This window comes from Pseudomonas taiwanensis, from assembly GCF_013393345.1.
Lineage (GTDB): Bacteria > Pseudomonadota > Gammaproteobacteria > Pseudomonadales > Pseudomonadaceae > Metapseudomonas > Metapseudomonas resinovorans_C.
Map to the genome: position 1 here is coordinate 124,697 of NZ_QJRF01000049.1, position 15,994 is coordinate 140,690.

A 15,994-nucleotide genomic window follows, 5' to 3' on the forward strand; every position below is an offset into this window, starting at 1 on the left:
GATACGAGCCATGAGCCCTGGAGGTCTATTTCTCGAAAGCCGGCACCTGTATCCGGTCATCTTCTCCCATCAGCCAGCCGCGATTGAGATCGGCGCAACGGTGCAGGTACTCGGCCACCAGGGTGATGCGCTTGAGGCGGCGCAGGTCCTCGCTGTAATAGATCCAGAACTGGCGGGTGACCTCCACGTCACCGGGCAGCACCGCCTGTAGCCTCGGGTCGCCCGCCACCAGGAAGCACGGCAGGATCGCCAACGCCCTTCCCTGCAATGCGGCCTGGTACTGGGCGATGACGCTGGTGCTGCGCAGCTGGCTCATGGCGCCGGGCAGCAGGTCATTCAGGTAGAGCAGCTTGGGACTAAAGGCCAGGTCCTCGACGTAGGTGATGAAGGGGTGCTGGGCCAGGTCCTCGCGCGTTTCGATGAGCGGCTGACTGGCCAGGTACTCGGGCGTGCCGTAGAGGCGCAGGCGATAGTCGGCAAGCTTGGAACAGACATAGGGGCCGCGCTCGGGGCGTTCCAGGGTGATGGCGATATCTGCTTCGCGACGCGACAGGCTGACGAAGTGAGGCACCGGCAGGATGTCCGCCGAGATGTGCGGATACTGCTCGAGGAAGCGACTCATCTGCGCCGTCACGAAATAGGATCCGAAGCCCTCGGTACAGCCGATCCGCACATGGCCAGACAGCCCCAGGCGCGTGCCCGACACTTGCTCGCAGGCGGCCTGCAGGGTGCTTTCCAGGGTCTCGGCGTGGCTCAGCAGACGCTGCCCTTCCACCGTCAGGACGAAGCCAGCTGCGCGGGACTTTTCGAACAGCAAGGCACCCAGCGCCTGTTCCAGGGCCCGCACGCGCCGCGACACGGTGGTGTAGTCGACACCCAGTCGGCGGGCAGCGCCGGTTGCTGTGCGGGTCCGGGCCACTTCCAGGAAGAATCGCAGGTCGTCCCATTTGACCTGTTCCGGGCTGGGACTTTTTTGCATGTCCATCAGGATATTTTGCCTGTTCTTTAGGGGATGGATGCTTACATATACTCACATCCATCGACCCGCAGCCAAGTGCTTTTTCGCCCTTGCCGGGATCACTGAAATGGAGGGCTGACAGCATGAACGCATGCCTGGTTTCCGGCCTTCCCGCGCCTTGCGCTACCCACCATTTGCTGGCTCCCGGAGGGAGTCGCGGTCACTGAAGAACACCTCACTGACGAAGAACTTGGCGACGCCTTCCCGAGGCGCCGCCGGGAATGCTGCACGCTTGAAAAAGCTGCGGCGACAGGCACGACAAAAACAATTAAAGCGGAGCCCGAAATGAAACCTCACCACTCCCCCGACACGCCGGCCAATGCTCGCATCTTGGCCAACCCGAAGTTCCAGCGCCTGGCCCAGGAGCGCGCCATTCTCGCCTGGTCGCTCAGCGCCCTGGTGCTGGCGGTCTACTACCTGTTCATCATGCTGGTGGCCTTCGTTCCCGGCTGGCTGCACATGCCCCTCTACGAGGGCAGTCACCTCAGCCGCGGCATCCCGCTGGGTGCCGCCATCATCGTCCTTTCCTGGCTGCTGACCGCCTGGTACGTGCGTCACGCCAATAACCGCTTCGATGCGCTGAGCGCAGAAATCCTCGCGGAGGGCCAGGCATGAAAGCCCTCCTCGCCCTCCTTGCCCTGGCTCCACTGAGCAGCTTCGCCGACACCATCACGGCGCAGAAACAACCCCTCAACCTGCACGCCATCGGCATGTTCTTCGTCTTCGTCCTCGCCACCCTGGTGATCACCTGGTGGGCCGCACGCCGCACCCGCTCCGCCGCCGACTTCTACACCGCTGGCGGCGGTATCTCGGGCTTCCAGAACGGACTGGCCATCGCCGGTGACTACATGTCGGCGGCCACTCTGCTGGGGCTTTCCAGCCTGGTGTTCGCCAAGGGCTACGACGGCTTCGTCTACATCATCGGCTTCTTCGTCGGCTGGCCCATCGTCACCTTCCTGATGGCCGAGCGCCTGCGCAACCTGGGCAAGTACACCTTCGCCGACATCGTCTCCTACCGCCTCGACCAGACCCGCGTACGCAGCTTCGCCGCCCTCGGCTCGCTGACCGTGGTCTGCTGCTACCTGATCGTGCAGATGGTCGGCGCCGGCCAACTGATCAAGCTACTGTTCGGCCTGGACTACCAGTTGGCGGTGGTGGTGGTCGGTGTGCTGATGCTGGTCTACGTGATCTTCGGCGGCATGATCGCCACCACCTGGGTACAGATCACCAAGGCCGTCCTGCTGCTGGCCGGCGGCACCACGCTGGTGCTGATGGCCATGAGCGAGTTCGGCTTCAGCTTCGAAAACCTGGCCGAGCGCGCGGTCGCCGTGCACGCCAGTGGCGGCAAGATCATGGGCCCCGGCACCCTGCTGGCCGACCCCATCAGCGCCGTCTCGCTGTCCCTCGGCCTGGTGTTCGGCATCGCCGGCCTGCCGCACATCCTGATGCGTTTCTTCACCGTCCCCAACGCCAGGGAAGCCCGCCGCTCGGTGCTGTTCGCCACCGGCTTCATCGGCTTCTTCTTCCTGGTGGTCTGCGTGCTTGGCTACACCGCCATCGTCATCGTCGGCACCGACCCGCAGTACTTCGTCGACGGCAAGCTGGGCGGCGCCCTGGTAGGCGGCGGCAATATGGTCGCCATGCACCTGGCCCAGGCCGTGGGTGGCAACCTGTTCCTCGGTTTCCTCTCCGCCGTGGCCTTCGCCACCATCCTTGCGGTGGTCGCGGGCCTGGCCCTGGCGGGCGCCTCGGCGATCTCCCACGACCTCTACGCCAGCGTGCTGAAGAAGGGCCGTGCCAGCGAGAAGGATGAAATGCGCGTGAGCCGCATCGCCACCGTGGCCATTGGTCTGGTCGCTATTGGCCTGGGCATCCTCTTCGAGCAGATGAACATCGCCTTCCTGGTCGGCCTGACCTTTGGCGTCGCCGCGTCGGCCAACTTCCCGGTGCTGATCATGGCCATGTACTGGAAGGGCCTGACTACCCGTGGCGCTCTCTGGGGCGGGCTGACCGGGCTGGTCAGCGCCATGGGCCTGGTGATCTGCGCGCCGGCCGTCTGGGTCGGCGTGCTGGGCCACGAGAAAGCCCTGTTCCCCTACGACCAGCCGGCGCTGTTCTCCATGCCGCTGGCCTTCCTGGTGATCATCGTCGTCTCCACGCTCGATCGCAGCGCCCGCGCCAACCGTGAACGGGCGGCTTATGCCGACCAGTTCGTGCGCGCCCAGACCGGCCTGGGAGCCGCTGCCGCCAGCAGCCACTGACGCGTATCGCGCAACCAGTTAGCGGGCACGCCTGCCGCTCCTTTGGGGCGTGCCCCTTTTTCCATTCCGTCTCACCCCGCCACCGGTCCTCGGGCCGGTACGGATTCGTTCGTCCACTAAAACAACAAGAGGCCCCCATGGATCGCCGCACCCTCACCTCCCACCTGCTGCTCGTCGGCGGCGCACTCAGTTGCTCCACACCCGCCCTGGCTGAGTTCATCAAGGATTCGAAAGCCAGCCTGGAGCTGCGCAACTTCTACTTCAACCGTGACTTCCGCCAGCACGCCGCCCCGCAGGCCAAGGCCGAGGAATGGGCGCAAGGTTTCCTCCTGCGCTACGAGTCGGGCTTTACCGAGGGCAGCATCGGCGTCGGCCTGGACGCCATCGGCCTGCTCGGCGTGAAGCTGGACTCCAGCCCCGACCGCGCCGGCTCCGGCCTGCTCAAGCGAGATCGCGAAGCGCCCAAGCGTGCCCAGGACGAATACGGCGAACTGGGCCTGACCGCCAAGCTGCGCGCCTCGAAGAGCACCCTCAAGCTGGGCACCCTGATGCCCAAGCTGCCCGTGCTGCTGGCCAACGATTCGCGCCTGCTGCCGCAGACCTTCGAAGGCGGCCAGCTCAACTCCCTGGAGCTCGACGGCCTGACCGTCGATGCCGGACGCCTGCGTCAGGTGAACCAGCGCGATTCCTCCGACTACGAGGACATGAGCATCACCACCGTCGGGGTGAAGAACATCCGCGCGCGCCAGACCACCAGCGACGCCTTCGACTTCGCCAACCTCAGCTACAAGTGGAACGACGCCCTCACTACCGGCTACGGCTTCGGTCGCCTGGACGACTTCTACCGCCAGCACATGCTGACCCTGAACCACCTGTTGCCACTCGGCGATGGCCAGAGCCTGAAGAGCGACCTGCGCTTCGCCCGCTCCACCGACGAGGGCGGCAGCAATGTCGACAACAAGGCCTTCGGCGCCATGTTCACCTACGGTATCGGTGGCCACGCGCTGGGCCTGGGCTACCAACGCATGAGCGGCGACACCGGCTTTGCCTACGTCAACGGCAGCGACGCCTACCTGGTGAACTTCGTGCAGATCAGCGACTTCGCCAACCGCGAGGAGCGCTCCTGGCAAGCGCGCTATGACTACAACTTCGCCGCCGTGGGGATTCCCGGGCTGACCTTCATGACCCGCTACCTCAGCGGCGACGGCGTCGAGTTGGGCGCTGGCCGCGAGGATGGCAAGGAGTGGGAACGCGACACCGACATCGCCTACGTGGTGCAGAGCGGCCCGCTGAAGAACCTCGGCGTGAAGTGGCGCAACGCCACGGTGCGTTCGACCAACTTCGGCAACGACCTCGACGAGAACCGCCTGATCCTCAGCTACACCCTGCCGCTCTGGTAACGCCGAGGATCTGTGGGAGCGAGCTTGCTCGCGAACCTTCCGGGCCAGACCTTTCGCGAGCAAGCTCGCTCCTACATCACAACGCTCCGAGCCAACCCCGGCACCCGGCTAACCCGCTGCACCTGTAGGAGCGAGCTCTGCTCGCGAACCTTCCGAGCCAGACCCTTCGCGAGCAAGCTCGCTCCTACATCACAACTCCGACCCAACCACGGCACCCGGCTAACCCGCCGCTCCTACACAAAAGCTGCCCGCCAAACTCAACTTCGCCCCGCGCGGTCTCGTGCGAATGGCTATGATTTTTTTGCACATCGCACCGGTTTTTCTGCGCGTTCTTATTTGATTTGCGCCCACCTATACTCAACCCACCAACCCGGCCAAAGGCCGAAAGACCCGACAAAAACAATCAAGGGCACGCACCATGACCCCCAACAGCCTCCCCTTCCTTGCCGCCCGTGACTTCCTGCTTGCCCATCGCACCGACTACAACACGGCCGTCCGCGGTTTCCGTTGGCCGCAGCTCACGCAATTCAACTGGGCCCTGGACTATTTCGATGAGATGGCCAAGGGCAACCAGGCACCGGCACTCTGGATTGTCGAAGAGGACGGCAGCGAGCGCCGCTACAGCTTCCAGGAGCTGTCCGAGCGCTCCAACCGCGTCGCCAACCACCTGCGCGCCCTGGGCGTGAAACGCGGCGAACGCATCCTGATGATGCTCGGCAACGACATCGCCCTGTGGGAAACCATGCTGGCCGCTTTCAAGCTTGGCGCCGTGGTGATTCCCGCCACTGCCCTGCTCACCTCCGAAGACCTGCGCGACCGCATCGAACGCGGCCGGATCGACCATGTGGTGGCCGGCGCCGCCCACCTGGAGAAATTCAACGGCCTGGCCGAAAGCCTCACCCGCATCAGCGTCGGCGGTAACGCGTCGGGCTGGACGCCGCACAGCGCGGCGGAGCAATTCCCGGCCGAGTTCCAGGCCGAGGGCGTGACCCTCGCCACCGACCCGATGCTGCTGTACTTCACCTCCGGCACCACCTCCAAGCCGAAGATGGTGCTGCACAGCCATCAGAGCTACCCAGTGGGCCACCTGTCGACCATGTACTGGATCGGCCTGCAGCCCGGCGACCTGCACCTGAACATCTCCTCCCCCGGCTGGGCCAAGCATGCCTGGAGCTGCTTCTTCGCGCCCTGGAACGCTGGCGCCTGCATCTTCATCCATAACGTCGCGCGCTTCAGCGCCCCGGCCCTGCTCGGCGTGCTCGAGCGCTACGGCGTCACCAGCCTGTGCGCGCCGCCCACCGTCTGGCGCATGCTGATCCAGGAAGACCTGGCCAGCTACCGCAGCCGCCTGCGCCTGCGCGAACTGGTGGGTGCTGGTGAACCGCTCAACCCGGAAATCATCGAGCAGGTCCAGCATGCCTGGGGCCTCGACCTGCGCGACGGCTTCGGCCAGTCGGAAACCACCGCCCTGGTCGGCAATACCCCCGGCCAGAAACTCAAGCCCGGCTCCATGGGCCGTCCGCTGCCCGGCTACCGCGTGACCATGCTCGACCCGGACGGTCAGCCCGCCAACGAAGGCGAAGTGGCCCTGCCGCTGGAGGTCCGCCCGCTGGGCCTGATGCTCTGCTACGAAGACAACCCGGAGAAAACCGCGGAAGTGATGCGCGACGGTTACTACCGTACCGGCGACACCGCGCAGATCTGCGAAGACGGCTACATCACCTTCGTCGGCCGTGCCGATGATGTGTTCAAGGCCTCCGACTACCGCATCAGCCCCTTCGAACTGGAAAGCGCACTGATCGAGCACCCTGCCGTGATGGAAGTGGCCATCGTGCCCAGCCCCGATCCGGTGCGCCTGGCAGTGCCCAAGGCCTTCCTGATCCTCGCCCATGACGAGCCCGGCAGCGCCGAGCTGGCCCTGGACATCCTCGCCTTCGCCCGCGAACACCTGGCGCCTTACAAGCGCGTGCGGCGCATCGAGTTCGTCAGCGAACTGCCCAAGACCATCTCCGGAAAGATCCGCCGCGTGGAACTGCGGCAGATGGAAGTGCAGCGCCGCCAGGGCGATGCACGGGGCGCCGGAGAGTACTTCGAAGAAGACTTCCCGCAGCTCAAGGGCTGAATCCGGGCCGGCTCGCCGGCCCTCCCAACCGAAAACCCGACCGCTCGGACCTATGCCCCGAGGGGCCTCACTCGACCCAACGAAAGCAGGCAGGACCCATACATGACCTCTTCCAGCGTTCCCAGCGTCAAGCTGCTCATCAACGGTGAATTCGTCGAATCCAAGTCCCAGCAGTGGCGCGACGTGGTCAACCCGGCGACCCAGGAAGTCCTGGCCCGCGTGCCCTTCGCCACCCAGGACGAGATGAACGCCGCCGTCGCCGCCGCCCAGGACGCCTTCAAGACCTGGCGCAAGACCCCGATCGGCGCCCGCGCCCGCATCTTCCTGAAGTACCAGCAACTGATCCGCGAGAACATCAAGGAGCTGGCCGCCCTGCTCACCGCCGAACAGGGCAAGACCCTGCCGGACGCCGAGGGCGACGTTTTCCGTGGCCTGGAAGTGGTGGAGCACGCCGCCAACATCGGCACCCTGCAGATGGGCGAGCTGGCCAATAACGTCGCCAACGGCGTGGACACCTACACCCTGCTGCAACCGATCGGCGTGTGCGCCGGCATCACCCCGTTCAACTTCCCGGCGATGATCCCGCTGTGGATGTTCCCCATGGCCATCGCCTGCGGTAACACCTTCGTCCTCAAGCCTTCCGAGCAGGACCCGCTGGTGACCATGCGCCTGGTGGAACTGGCGCTGGAAGCCGGCATCCCGAAAGGCGTGCTCAACGTGATCCACGGCGGCGTCGATGCGGTGAACCTGATCTGCGACCACCCGGACATCAAGGCCGTGTCCTTCGTCGGCTCCACCAAGGTGGGCACCCACGTCTACAACCGCGCCTCCCTGAACGGCAAGCGCGCGCAGTGCATGATGGGCGCGAAGAACCACGCCATCGTCCTGCCTGACGCCAACAAGCAGCAGACCCTGAACAACCTGCTGGGCGCGTCCTTCGGCGCCGCCGGCCAGCGCTGCATGGCCCTGCCGGTGGTGATCCTGGTGGGCGATGCGCAAGCCTGGCTGCCGGACCTGGTGGAAAAGGCCAAGACCCTGAAAGTGAGTGCCGGCGTCGAGCCGGGCACCGATATCGGCCCGGTGGTTTCCTGCTCCGCACTGGACCGCATCAGCGGCCTGATCGCCACCGGTATCGAGGAAGGCGCCAAGCTGGTCCTGGACGGCCGCAACCCGAAAGTGCCCGGCTACGAGGACGGCAACTTCGTCGGCCCGACCATCTTCTCCGGCGTGACCACGGAAATGACCATCTACCGCGAAGAAATCTTCGGGCCGGTGCTCTGCGTGGTGAACGCTGCCAGCCTCGACGAGGCCATTGCCTTCATCAACGCCAACCCGAACGGCAACGGCACCGCCCTCTTCACCCGTTCCGGCGCTGCTGCGCGGCACTTCCAGGAAGAGATCGACGTCGGCCAGGTCGGCATCAACGTACCGATCCCGGTGCCGGTCCCGCTGTTCTCCTTCAGCGGCTCCCGCGCCTCCAAGCTGGGTGACCTCGGTCCCTACGGCAAGCAAGTGGTGCTGTTCTACACCCAGACCAAGACCATCACCCAGCGCTGGTTCGACGAAGACGATGTCGGCGGCGCGGTGAACACCACCATCACCCTGAAATGATCCCACCGGGCCGGCGCCCCACGCGCCGGCCCGCCTGGAGAAACACCATGGAATACGAAACTCTGCTGGTCTCGGTACAGGAACGTGTCGGCCTGATCACCCTGAACCGGCCCAAGGCGCTGAACGCCCTCAACTCACAGCTGGTCGCCGAGCTGAACCTCGCCCTCGACCAACTGGAGGCCGACGCCGAGGTCGGCTGCATCGTGATCACCGGCTCGGCCAAGGCCTTCGCCGCGGGCGCCGATATCAAGGAAATGTCCGCCTTCGGCTTTCCGCAGATCTACCTCGACGACTTCTTCGCCGCCGCCGACCGCATCGGTGCCCGGCGCAAGCCGCTGATCGCCGCAGTTGCCGGCTACGCCCTGGGCGGTGGCTGCGAACTGGCGCTGATGTGCGACTTCATCTACGCCGCCGAAAACGCCCGCTTCGGCCTGCCGGAGCTGACCCTGGGGGTGATCCCGGGCATCGGCGGCACCCAGCGCCTGACCCATGCCCTGGGCAAGTCCAAGGCCATGGAGTTGTGCCTGACCGGCCGCCAGCTGACCGCCGAGGAAGCCGAACGCGCCGGCCTGGTGGCCCGCGTGCTGCCCGCCGAGTCCCTGCTGGACGAAACCCTGGCTGCCGCCCGTGGCATCGCCAGCAAATCGCTGCCCGCCGCGATGATGACCAAGGAGTGCGTCAACCGCGCCTTCGAGCTGGGCCTCAATGAAGGCGTGCGCTTCGAGCGGCGCTTGTTCCATTCGCTGTTCGCCAGCGCCGACCAGAAGGAAGGCATGAGCGCCTTCGTGGAAAAGCGCGCGCCAAACTTCACCCATCGTTGACCGAACTTCCCGGCCCAATTTCTAGAGGACACCAGCATGCATATCGGATTTCTTGGTCTCGGCAACATGGGCGGCCCCATGGCCCGCAACCTGCTCAAGGCCGGCCACACCCTCACCGTGTTCGACCCCTCGCCGCTGGCGACCGCCGCACTCGTAGAGCTCGGTGCACGCACGGCCAACAGCCCGGCGGAACTCGCCCGTGATGGTGTCGCCGCGATCGTCACCATGCTGCCCACCGCCGCTCACGTGAAAGATGTCTACCTGGGTGCCAATGGCCTGCTGGCCAATGTCGCTCAGGGCGTGCTGCTGATCGACAGCTCCACCATCGATCCGCTCAGCGCCCGCGAGGTCGCCAAGGTGGCCACGGCCCAGGGCAATCCCATGCTCGATGCGCCGGTTTCCGGCGGTACAGGTGGTGCTGCAGCCGGCACGCTGACCTTCATGGTCGGCGGCACCTCCAGCGCCTTCGACCAGGCCCAGCCGCTGCTCGCTGCCATGGGCCGCAACATCGTCCACTGCGGCGCCACCGGTAACGGCCAGGTGGCCAAGATCGCCAACAACATGCTGCTCGGCATCTCCATGGTCGGCGTCGCCGAAGCCATGGCCCTGGGCGTCGCCCTCGGCATGGATGCGAACGTGCTGGCCGGCATCATCAACACCTCCAGCGGCCGCTGCTGGAGCTCGGAGATCAACAACCCGTTCCCCGGCGTGCTGGAAAATGCCCCCGCCTCGCGCGGCTACAGCGGCGGCTTCGGCACCGACCTGATGCTCAAGGACCTGGGGCTGGCCACCGAGGCCGCGCGCCACGCGAAACAGCCGGTCGTGCTCGGCGCCGCCGCCCAGCAGCTGTACCAGACCTTCAGCCTGCAAGGGTATGGCGGCCTCGACTTCTCCGCGATCATCAACCTGTTCCGCCGGGAAGCCTGAGCATGAGCGACAACGAGGCGTCCATCCTGGCCAGCGTGCGCAACCGCGTCGGCCACCTCACGCTGAACCGTCCGGCCGGGCTCAATGCCCTGACCCTGCCCATGGTGCGCCTGCTGCATCGCCATCTGTGGGCCTGGGAGCTGGACCCGGACATCGTCGCCGTGGTCATTCGCGGCGCCGGTGAGAAGGCCTTCTGCGCGGGTGGCGACATCCGCATGCTGTACGAGAGCCATGCAGCCGGCGACAACCAGCACCAGGTGTTCCTCGAAGAGGAATATGCGCTGGACGAGTACCTGCACAACTACGCCAAGCCAGTGCTGGCGCTGCTGGACGGCTTCGTCCTCGGCGGCGGCATGGGGCTGGCGCAGGCCGCCTCGTTGCGCGTCATCACCGAACGCACCCGCATGGGCATGCCGGAAGTCGGCATCGGCTTCTTCCCGGATGTCGGCGGCAGCTACTTCCTGCCGCGCCTGCCGGGCGAGCTGGGCGTCTACCTGGGCGTCACCGGCGGCCAGGTACGCGCAGCCGATGCGTTGTATGCGGGTCTCGCCGACTACTGCCTGCCCAGCGAGCGCATCGGGGAGCTGGACCAGGCGCTGGACAGCCTGAAATGGAGCTACGCGCCCCGTGAGAACCTCGCCCAGCTGCTCGGCTGCCTGGCTGCCGAGCGCATTCCTGGCTCGGAGCTGAAAGCTCTGCGCCCAGCCATCGACCGGCATTTCGCCCTGCCGGATATCAGCGCCATCCGCCAGTCGCTGCTGGCCGAGGATTGCGCCGAATACTCCGACTGGGCCGAGGAAACCCTGCGCATGCTGGACAGCCGCTCGCCCCTGGCGATGGCCGTGACCCTGGAACTGCTGCGCCGGGGCCGTCACCTGCCCTTGGGCGACTGCTTCGCCCTGGAGCTGCACCTGGACGGCCAGTGGTTCGACAAGGGCGACCTGATCGAGGGTATCCGCGCCCTGATCATCGACAAGGACAAGACCCCGCGCTGGAACCCGCCGACCCTGGCGGACCTGACGCAGCAGCAGATCCTGTCCTTCTTCAGCGGCTTCCCCAACGCAGCCAGCAAACCTCTTCGCACCGCCTGACGGTGCCATCCTGCGGGAGTACAAGCACGATGCACGACCTCGAACTCACCGAAGAACAGCGCATGATCCGCGACATGGCGCGGGACTTCGCCCGCGCTGAAGTCGCGCCCCGCGCCCAGGCCTGGGAAAAGGCCGGCTGGATCGACGACGAACTGGTGCGCCAGATGGGCGATTTGGGCCTGCTCGGCATGGTGGTGCCCGAGCAATGGGGCGGCACCTATATCGACTACGTGGCCTATGCCCTGGCGGTGGAAGAAATCTCCGCTGGCGACGGCGCCCTCGGCGCGCTGATGAGCATCCACAACTCGGTCGGCTGCGGGCCGATCCTCAACTACGGCAGCGAGGCGCAGAAGGACCAGTGGCTGCCAGCCCTGGCGAGCGGCGCGGCCATCGGCTGCTTCTGCCTGACCGAACCCCAGGCCGGCTCCGAGGCGCACAACCTGCGTACCCGCGCCGAGCTGGTGGACGGCCACTGGGTGCTCAACGGCGCCAAGCAGTTCGTCAGCAACGGCAAGCGGGCGAAACTCGCGATCGTCTTCGCGGTGACCGACCCGGAGCTGGGCAAGAAAGGCCTCTCCGCCTTCCTGGTGCCGACCGACACGCCCGGCTTCGACGTCGACCGCAGCGAACACAAGATGGGCATCAAGGCCTCGGATACCTGCGCCGTGACCCTGAGCAACTGCGTGGTACCGGAAGCCAATCTGCTGGGACAACGCGGCAAGGGCCTGGCCATCGCCTTGTCGAACCTCGAAGGCGGCCGCATCGGCATCGCCGCCCAGGCCCTCGGCATCGCCCGCGCGGCCTTCGAGGCGGCGCTGGGCTATGCACGTGAGCGGGTGCAGTTCGGCAAACCGATCATCGAGCACCAGAGCGTCGGCAACCTGCTGGCGGACATGCAGACCCGCCTCAATGCCGCGCACTTGATGATCCTGCACGCCGCCCGCCTGAAGAGCGCCGGCCTGCCCTGCCTGTCGGAGGCCTCGCAGGCCAAGCTGTTCGCCTCGGAAATCGCCGAACAGGTGTGTTCCAGCGCCATTCAGGTCCACGGCGGCTACGGCTACCTGGAGGACTACCCGGTCGAGAAGTACTACCGGGATGCGCGGATCACGCAGATCTACGAAGGATCGAGCGAAGTGCAGCGCCTCGTGATCGCCCGCGAGCTGGCCAACTACCAACTCTGAGTCACCCACGTTTTCCGGGCGACTCCGCTCCCGTGGAGCGCCCGGTTTTTTTGCTCGATTTCACCCTTGCTCCGCACGCCGCCCCACGGCGGCATGAGACAACCCGGTGTCTCATTCGGAGCCAGCAGCCCTGTCCGGGCAGGATGCCGGACTGGCGGACCGACCCGCCCCCAGCGCGCGACACGGCCCCGGAGTGACTGGCACAGGCCTTGCTCCGGCCATCAGAGCCCCACAACAAGAAGCCAATCGCCATGCCCAACCTGCGCCATATCGCCATCAGCCATCGCCTGTGGCTGATCCTCTCGACCTCCCTGCTGGTGCTGCTCGCCCTGGCCGGCCTGATGCTCAGCCAGAACCTCGCCGACCTGCACGCCGCCAAGGCCCTGAAAACCCGCCATGTGGTCGAGACCGCCGGCAGCATCCTGCGCTACTACCAGGGACAGGAAAGCGCCGGCAAGCTCAGTCGTGAGGAGGCCCAGCGGCACGCCATCGAACTGATGCGCAGCCTGCGCTACAACGGCGAAGACTATTTCTGGCTGGAGGACCTGGACACGCGCATGGTCATGCACCCCAGCGCCAAGGTCGAAGGCAAGGTCATGGGCGGCACGCGGGACCCGGACGGCAAGCAGCCGTTCGACGACATGGTGGCGGTGGCCAAGCGCGATGGCGCCGGCCTGGTCCATTACAGCTGGCCGCGTCCCGGCTCCGACGAACCCGTGCCGAAGGTCTCCTACGTCGAACTGTTCCAGCCCTGGGGCTGGATAGTCGGCTCGGGGATCTACGTCGACGACGTGCAGGTCGAGTTCCGCGCGCATGCCCTCAACACCCTCGGCATCCTCCTGCTGACGGGCCTGCTGCTCGCAGCCCTGATCATCCTGATCGCCCGCAGCATCGCGTCGCCGCTGGACCAGGCAGTGAGTGCCATGGCCAACATCGCCAGCGGCGAGGCCGACCTCACGCGCAGCCTCGACGAGCACTGGCGTGACGAACTGACCGCCCTGGGCACGCATTTCAACGCCTTCACGCGCAAGCTGCGCGGGGTCATCGGCCACTCGCTGGAAACCGCCGATTCGCTCGACCGGGCCTCACAATCCCTGGGGGTTATCGCCGACGACACCCAACGCCAGAGTCAGCAGCAGTCGCAGCAGATGGAGCTGGTCGCCACCGCGGTGCAGGAGCTCTCCTATGCCGTACAGGAGGTGGCGCGCAACGCCGAACAGGCCTCCAGCGAAATGCGCGATGCCGAAGAACAGGCGCTGCGTGCCCAGGACAATATCGGCAGCAGCCTGCAGCAGGTCGACCAGCTCTCGGACACCATCGGCAAGGCGGTCGACGTCATCCAGTCCCTGGCCCACGAAAGCGCGCAGATCGGCACCGTGCTGGAGGTCATCCGCGCCATCGCCGAACAGACCAATCTGCTGGCCCTGAACGCCGCCATCGAAGCGGCACGTGCCGGCGAACAGGGCCGCGGCTTCGCGGTGGTCGCGGACGAAGTGCGGCTGCTGGCGCAGCGCACACAGAAATCCACGGCGGAAATCCAGACGATGATCGAACGTCTGCACGCCAATTCCGCAGCCGCCGTGCAGGTCATCGACGAAAGCAGCCAGGCCTCCGCGCTGACCGTCGAACAGGCTCGACTGGCGGGCCAGAGCCTGGAGCAGATCGCCCAGTCATTGCGCAATCTCACGGGCCTGAACGCGTCGATTGCCAGCGCCACCCTGGAGCAGTCCCAGGTGGTCGAGGACATCAACCAGAACGTGACACAGGCAGCCTCCCTGGCCGAGGAAAGCGCCCTCGCCGCCAGCCAGTCCAACGAGGCGAGCCATCATCTGGGAACGCTGGCCAACCAGCTGAACCAGACGCTGAAACAGTTCCGCGTGTAAGCCGGCTCGACTGGAGCGAGACAGGGGCGCTGTCTCATTCGGAGACACCTGCCCCAGTCCGGAACAACCCTGTCGCGTCGATGTTTTCCACGGATGCGTGTCGCTGCTGCGCCGGGCCTGGCCTGCAGCGGCCCTGGCACAGGCCTTGCTCCCGCCGGGGCTGACTCCAACAACAAGAGGCCCCGCCCATGCAAACTCCCCCGATTCTTCCGCAAACCCGCTCGTTCCTGGACCGCCCCCACCGGATGCTGATCGGCGCCAAGTGGCAGGACGCCGTCAACGGCAACACCATGAGTTTCCGTAATCCTGCGACTGGCGAAATCCTCGGTGAAGTACCCTCCGCCACCGCCGAAGATGTCGACCGTGCCGTGCAGGCCGCACGCCAGGCCTTCGACGATTCCGCCTGGAGCCGCATGCGCCCGCGCGAGCGGCAGAACCTGCTGTGGCGTCTCGCCGACCTGATGGAGCGCGATGCCCAGGAGCTGGCCGAACTGGAATGCCTGAACAACGGCAAGAGCGCCGCCGTGGCCCAGGTCATGGACGTGCAGCTGGCCATCGACTTCCTCCGCTACATGGCCGGCTGGGCCACCAAGATCGAAGGCAGCACGGTCGACCCGTCCCTGCCGCTGATGCCCAATGATCAGTTCCACGGCTTCATCCGCCGTGAGGCGGTGGGCGTGGTCGGCGCCATCGTCGCCTGGAACTTCCCGCTGCTGCTGGCCTGCTGGAAGCTCGGCCCGGCGCTCGCCACCGGCTGCACCGTGATCCTCAAACCCGCCGACGAAACCCCGCTGACCGCCCTCAAGCTGGCCGAACTGGTGCTGGAAGCCGGCTACCCGGCCGGGGTGTTCAACGTCATCACCGGCACCGGCCTGAATGCCGGCGTCGCCCTCACCCGCCATCCGGGCGTCGACAAGCTGACCTTCACCGGCTCCACCGAAGTCGGCAAGCAGATCGGCAAGGCGGCCATGGACAACATGACCCGCGTGACCCTGGAACTCGGCGGCAAGTCGCCGACCATCGTCCTGCCCGACGCCAACCTCGCCGAAGCCGCCGCCGGCGCCGCCAGCGCGATCTTCTTCAACCAGGGCCAGGTCTGCTGCGCCGGCTCGCGCCTCTACGTGCACCGCAAGCATTTCGACAACGTGATCGCCGACATCGCCGGCATCGCCAACGGCATGAAGCTCGGCAACGGCCTCGACCCGAGCGTGCAGATGGGCCCGCTGATCTCCGCCAAGCAGCAGGACCGCGTCACCGGCTACATCGAGCTCGGCCGCGAGCTGGGCGCCACCATCGCCTGCGGCGGCGAAGGCTTCGGCCCCGGCTACTTCGTCAAGCCGACGGTGATCGTCGACGTCGACCAGCAGCACCGCCTGGTGCAGGAAGAAATCTTCGGCCCGGTGCTGGTGGCAATGCCCTTCGACGACGTCGATGAAGTCATTCGCATGGCCAACGACAACCCCTACGGCCTCGGCGCCAGCGTCTGGTCCAACGACCTCGCGGCGGTGCACCGGATGATTCCGCGCATCAAGTCCGGCTCGGTCTGGGTCAACTGCCACAGCGCCCTCGACCCGGCCCTGCCCTTCGGCGGCTACAAGCTCTCCGGCGTCGGCCGCGAAATGGGCGCAGCGGCCATCGAGCACTACACCGAGCTGAAGTCGGTGCTGATCAAGCTCTGA

Annotated in this window: 12 protein-coding genes and 1 pseudogene; 12 read left to right on the forward strand and 1 reads right to left on the reverse strand. The window is 66.1% G+C overall.

Features of this window, described 5'->3' with window-relative positions; translation table 11 throughout:
• Nucleotides 1-25 precede the first annotated feature (25 nt).
• Nucleotides 26-985: a LysR family transcriptional regulator gene (locus DM872_RS10840; protein WP_373273701.1), complete on the reverse strand. Its 960-nt coding sequence runs from the start codon at nucleotides 983-985 to the stop codon at nucleotides 26-28.
• Nucleotides 986-1,303: 318 nt separating this feature from the next.
• On the opposite strand from DM872_RS10840, the gene DM872_RS10845 reads away from it, so the two are divergent.
• The 12 genes and pseudogenes from DM872_RS10845 to DM872_RS10895 all read left to right on the forward strand — a co-directional run bounded on the left by DM872_RS10845 (nucleotide 1,304) and on the right by DM872_RS10895 (nucleotide 15,994).
• Nucleotides 1,304-1,633 carry a DUF485 domain-containing protein gene (locus tag DM872_RS10845; protein WP_179059497.1) on the forward strand — a complete coding sequence of 110 codons (330 nt, stop codon included), beginning with the start codon at nucleotides 1,304-1,306 and terminating at the stop codon, nucleotides 1,631-1,633.
• Complete coding sequence (locus DM872_RS10850) at nucleotides 1,630-3,279, forward strand: cation acetate symporter (protein WP_179059498.1); 1,650 nt, start codon at nucleotides 1,630-1,632, stop codon at nucleotides 3,277-3,279. The genes DM872_RS10845 and DM872_RS10850 overlap by 4 nt, the downstream gene beginning before the upstream one ends.
• 137 nt (nucleotides 3,280-3,416) lie before the next feature.
• Nucleotides 3,417-4,679 carry an OprD family porin gene (locus DM872_RS10855; protein WP_179059499.1) on the forward strand — a complete coding sequence of 421 codons (1,263 nt, stop codon included), beginning with the start codon at nucleotides 3,417-3,419 and terminating at the stop codon, nucleotides 4,677-4,679.
• Between the two features lie 418 nt (nucleotides 4,680-5,097).
• On the forward strand, nucleotides 5,098-6,801 hold the full coding sequence (locus DM872_RS10860) for an AMP-binding protein (protein ID WP_179059500.1): 1,704 nt from the start codon (nucleotides 5,098-5,100) through the stop codon (nucleotides 6,799-6,801).
• Between the two features lie 102 nt (nucleotides 6,802-6,903).
• Nucleotides 6,904-8,412, forward strand: coding sequence for a CoA-acylating methylmalonate-semialdehyde dehydrogenase (locus DM872_RS10865; protein ID WP_179059501.1), 1,509 nt, complete (start codon nucleotides 6,904-6,906; stop codon nucleotides 8,410-8,412).
• Between the two features lie 47 nt (nucleotides 8,413-8,459).
• Complete coding sequence (locus DM872_RS10870; protein WP_179059502.1) at nucleotides 8,460-9,233, forward strand: enoyl-CoA hydratase; 774 nt, start codon at nucleotides 8,460-8,462, stop codon at nucleotides 9,231-9,233.
• Nucleotides 9,234-9,269: 36 nt separating this feature from the next.
• On the forward strand, nucleotides 9,270-10,160 hold the full coding sequence (gene mmsB / locus DM872_RS10875) for a 3-hydroxyisobutyrate dehydrogenase (RefSeq protein WP_179059503.1): 891 nt from the start codon (nucleotides 9,270-9,272) through the stop codon (nucleotides 10,158-10,160).
• A gap of 2 nt (nucleotides 10,161-10,162) precedes the next feature.
• Complete coding sequence (locus DM872_RS10880) at nucleotides 10,163-11,251, forward strand: enoyl-CoA hydratase/isomerase family protein (RefSeq protein WP_179059504.1); 1,089 nt, start codon at nucleotides 10,163-10,165, stop codon at nucleotides 11,249-11,251.
• A gap of 29 nt (nucleotides 11,252-11,280) precedes the next feature.
• Nucleotides 11,281-12,432 carry an acyl-CoA dehydrogenase family protein gene (locus tag DM872_RS10885; protein ID WP_179059505.1) on the forward strand — a complete coding sequence of 384 codons (1,152 nt, stop codon included), beginning with the start codon at nucleotides 11,281-11,283 and terminating at the stop codon, nucleotides 12,430-12,432.
• Nucleotides 12,433-12,773: 341 nt separating this feature from the next.
• Nucleotides 12,774-13,457, forward strand: a pseudogene (locus tag DM872_RS30885) (cache domain-containing protein); the annotation flags it as partial.
• Between the two features lie 123 nt (nucleotides 13,458-13,580).
• The gene (locus DM872_RS30890; RefSeq protein ID WP_373273702.1) at nucleotides 13,581-14,315 is read left to right on the forward strand and encodes a methyl-accepting chemotaxis protein; all 735 of its coding nucleotides are present in this window, start codon (nucleotides 13,581-13,583) and stop codon (nucleotides 14,313-14,315) included.
• A 188-nt stretch (nucleotides 14,316-14,503) separates the two neighbouring features.
• A complete protein-coding gene (locus DM872_RS10895; RefSeq protein ID WP_179059507.1) occupies nucleotides 14,504-15,994 on the forward strand; it encodes an aldehyde dehydrogenase family protein in 1,491 nt (496 codons plus the stop codon).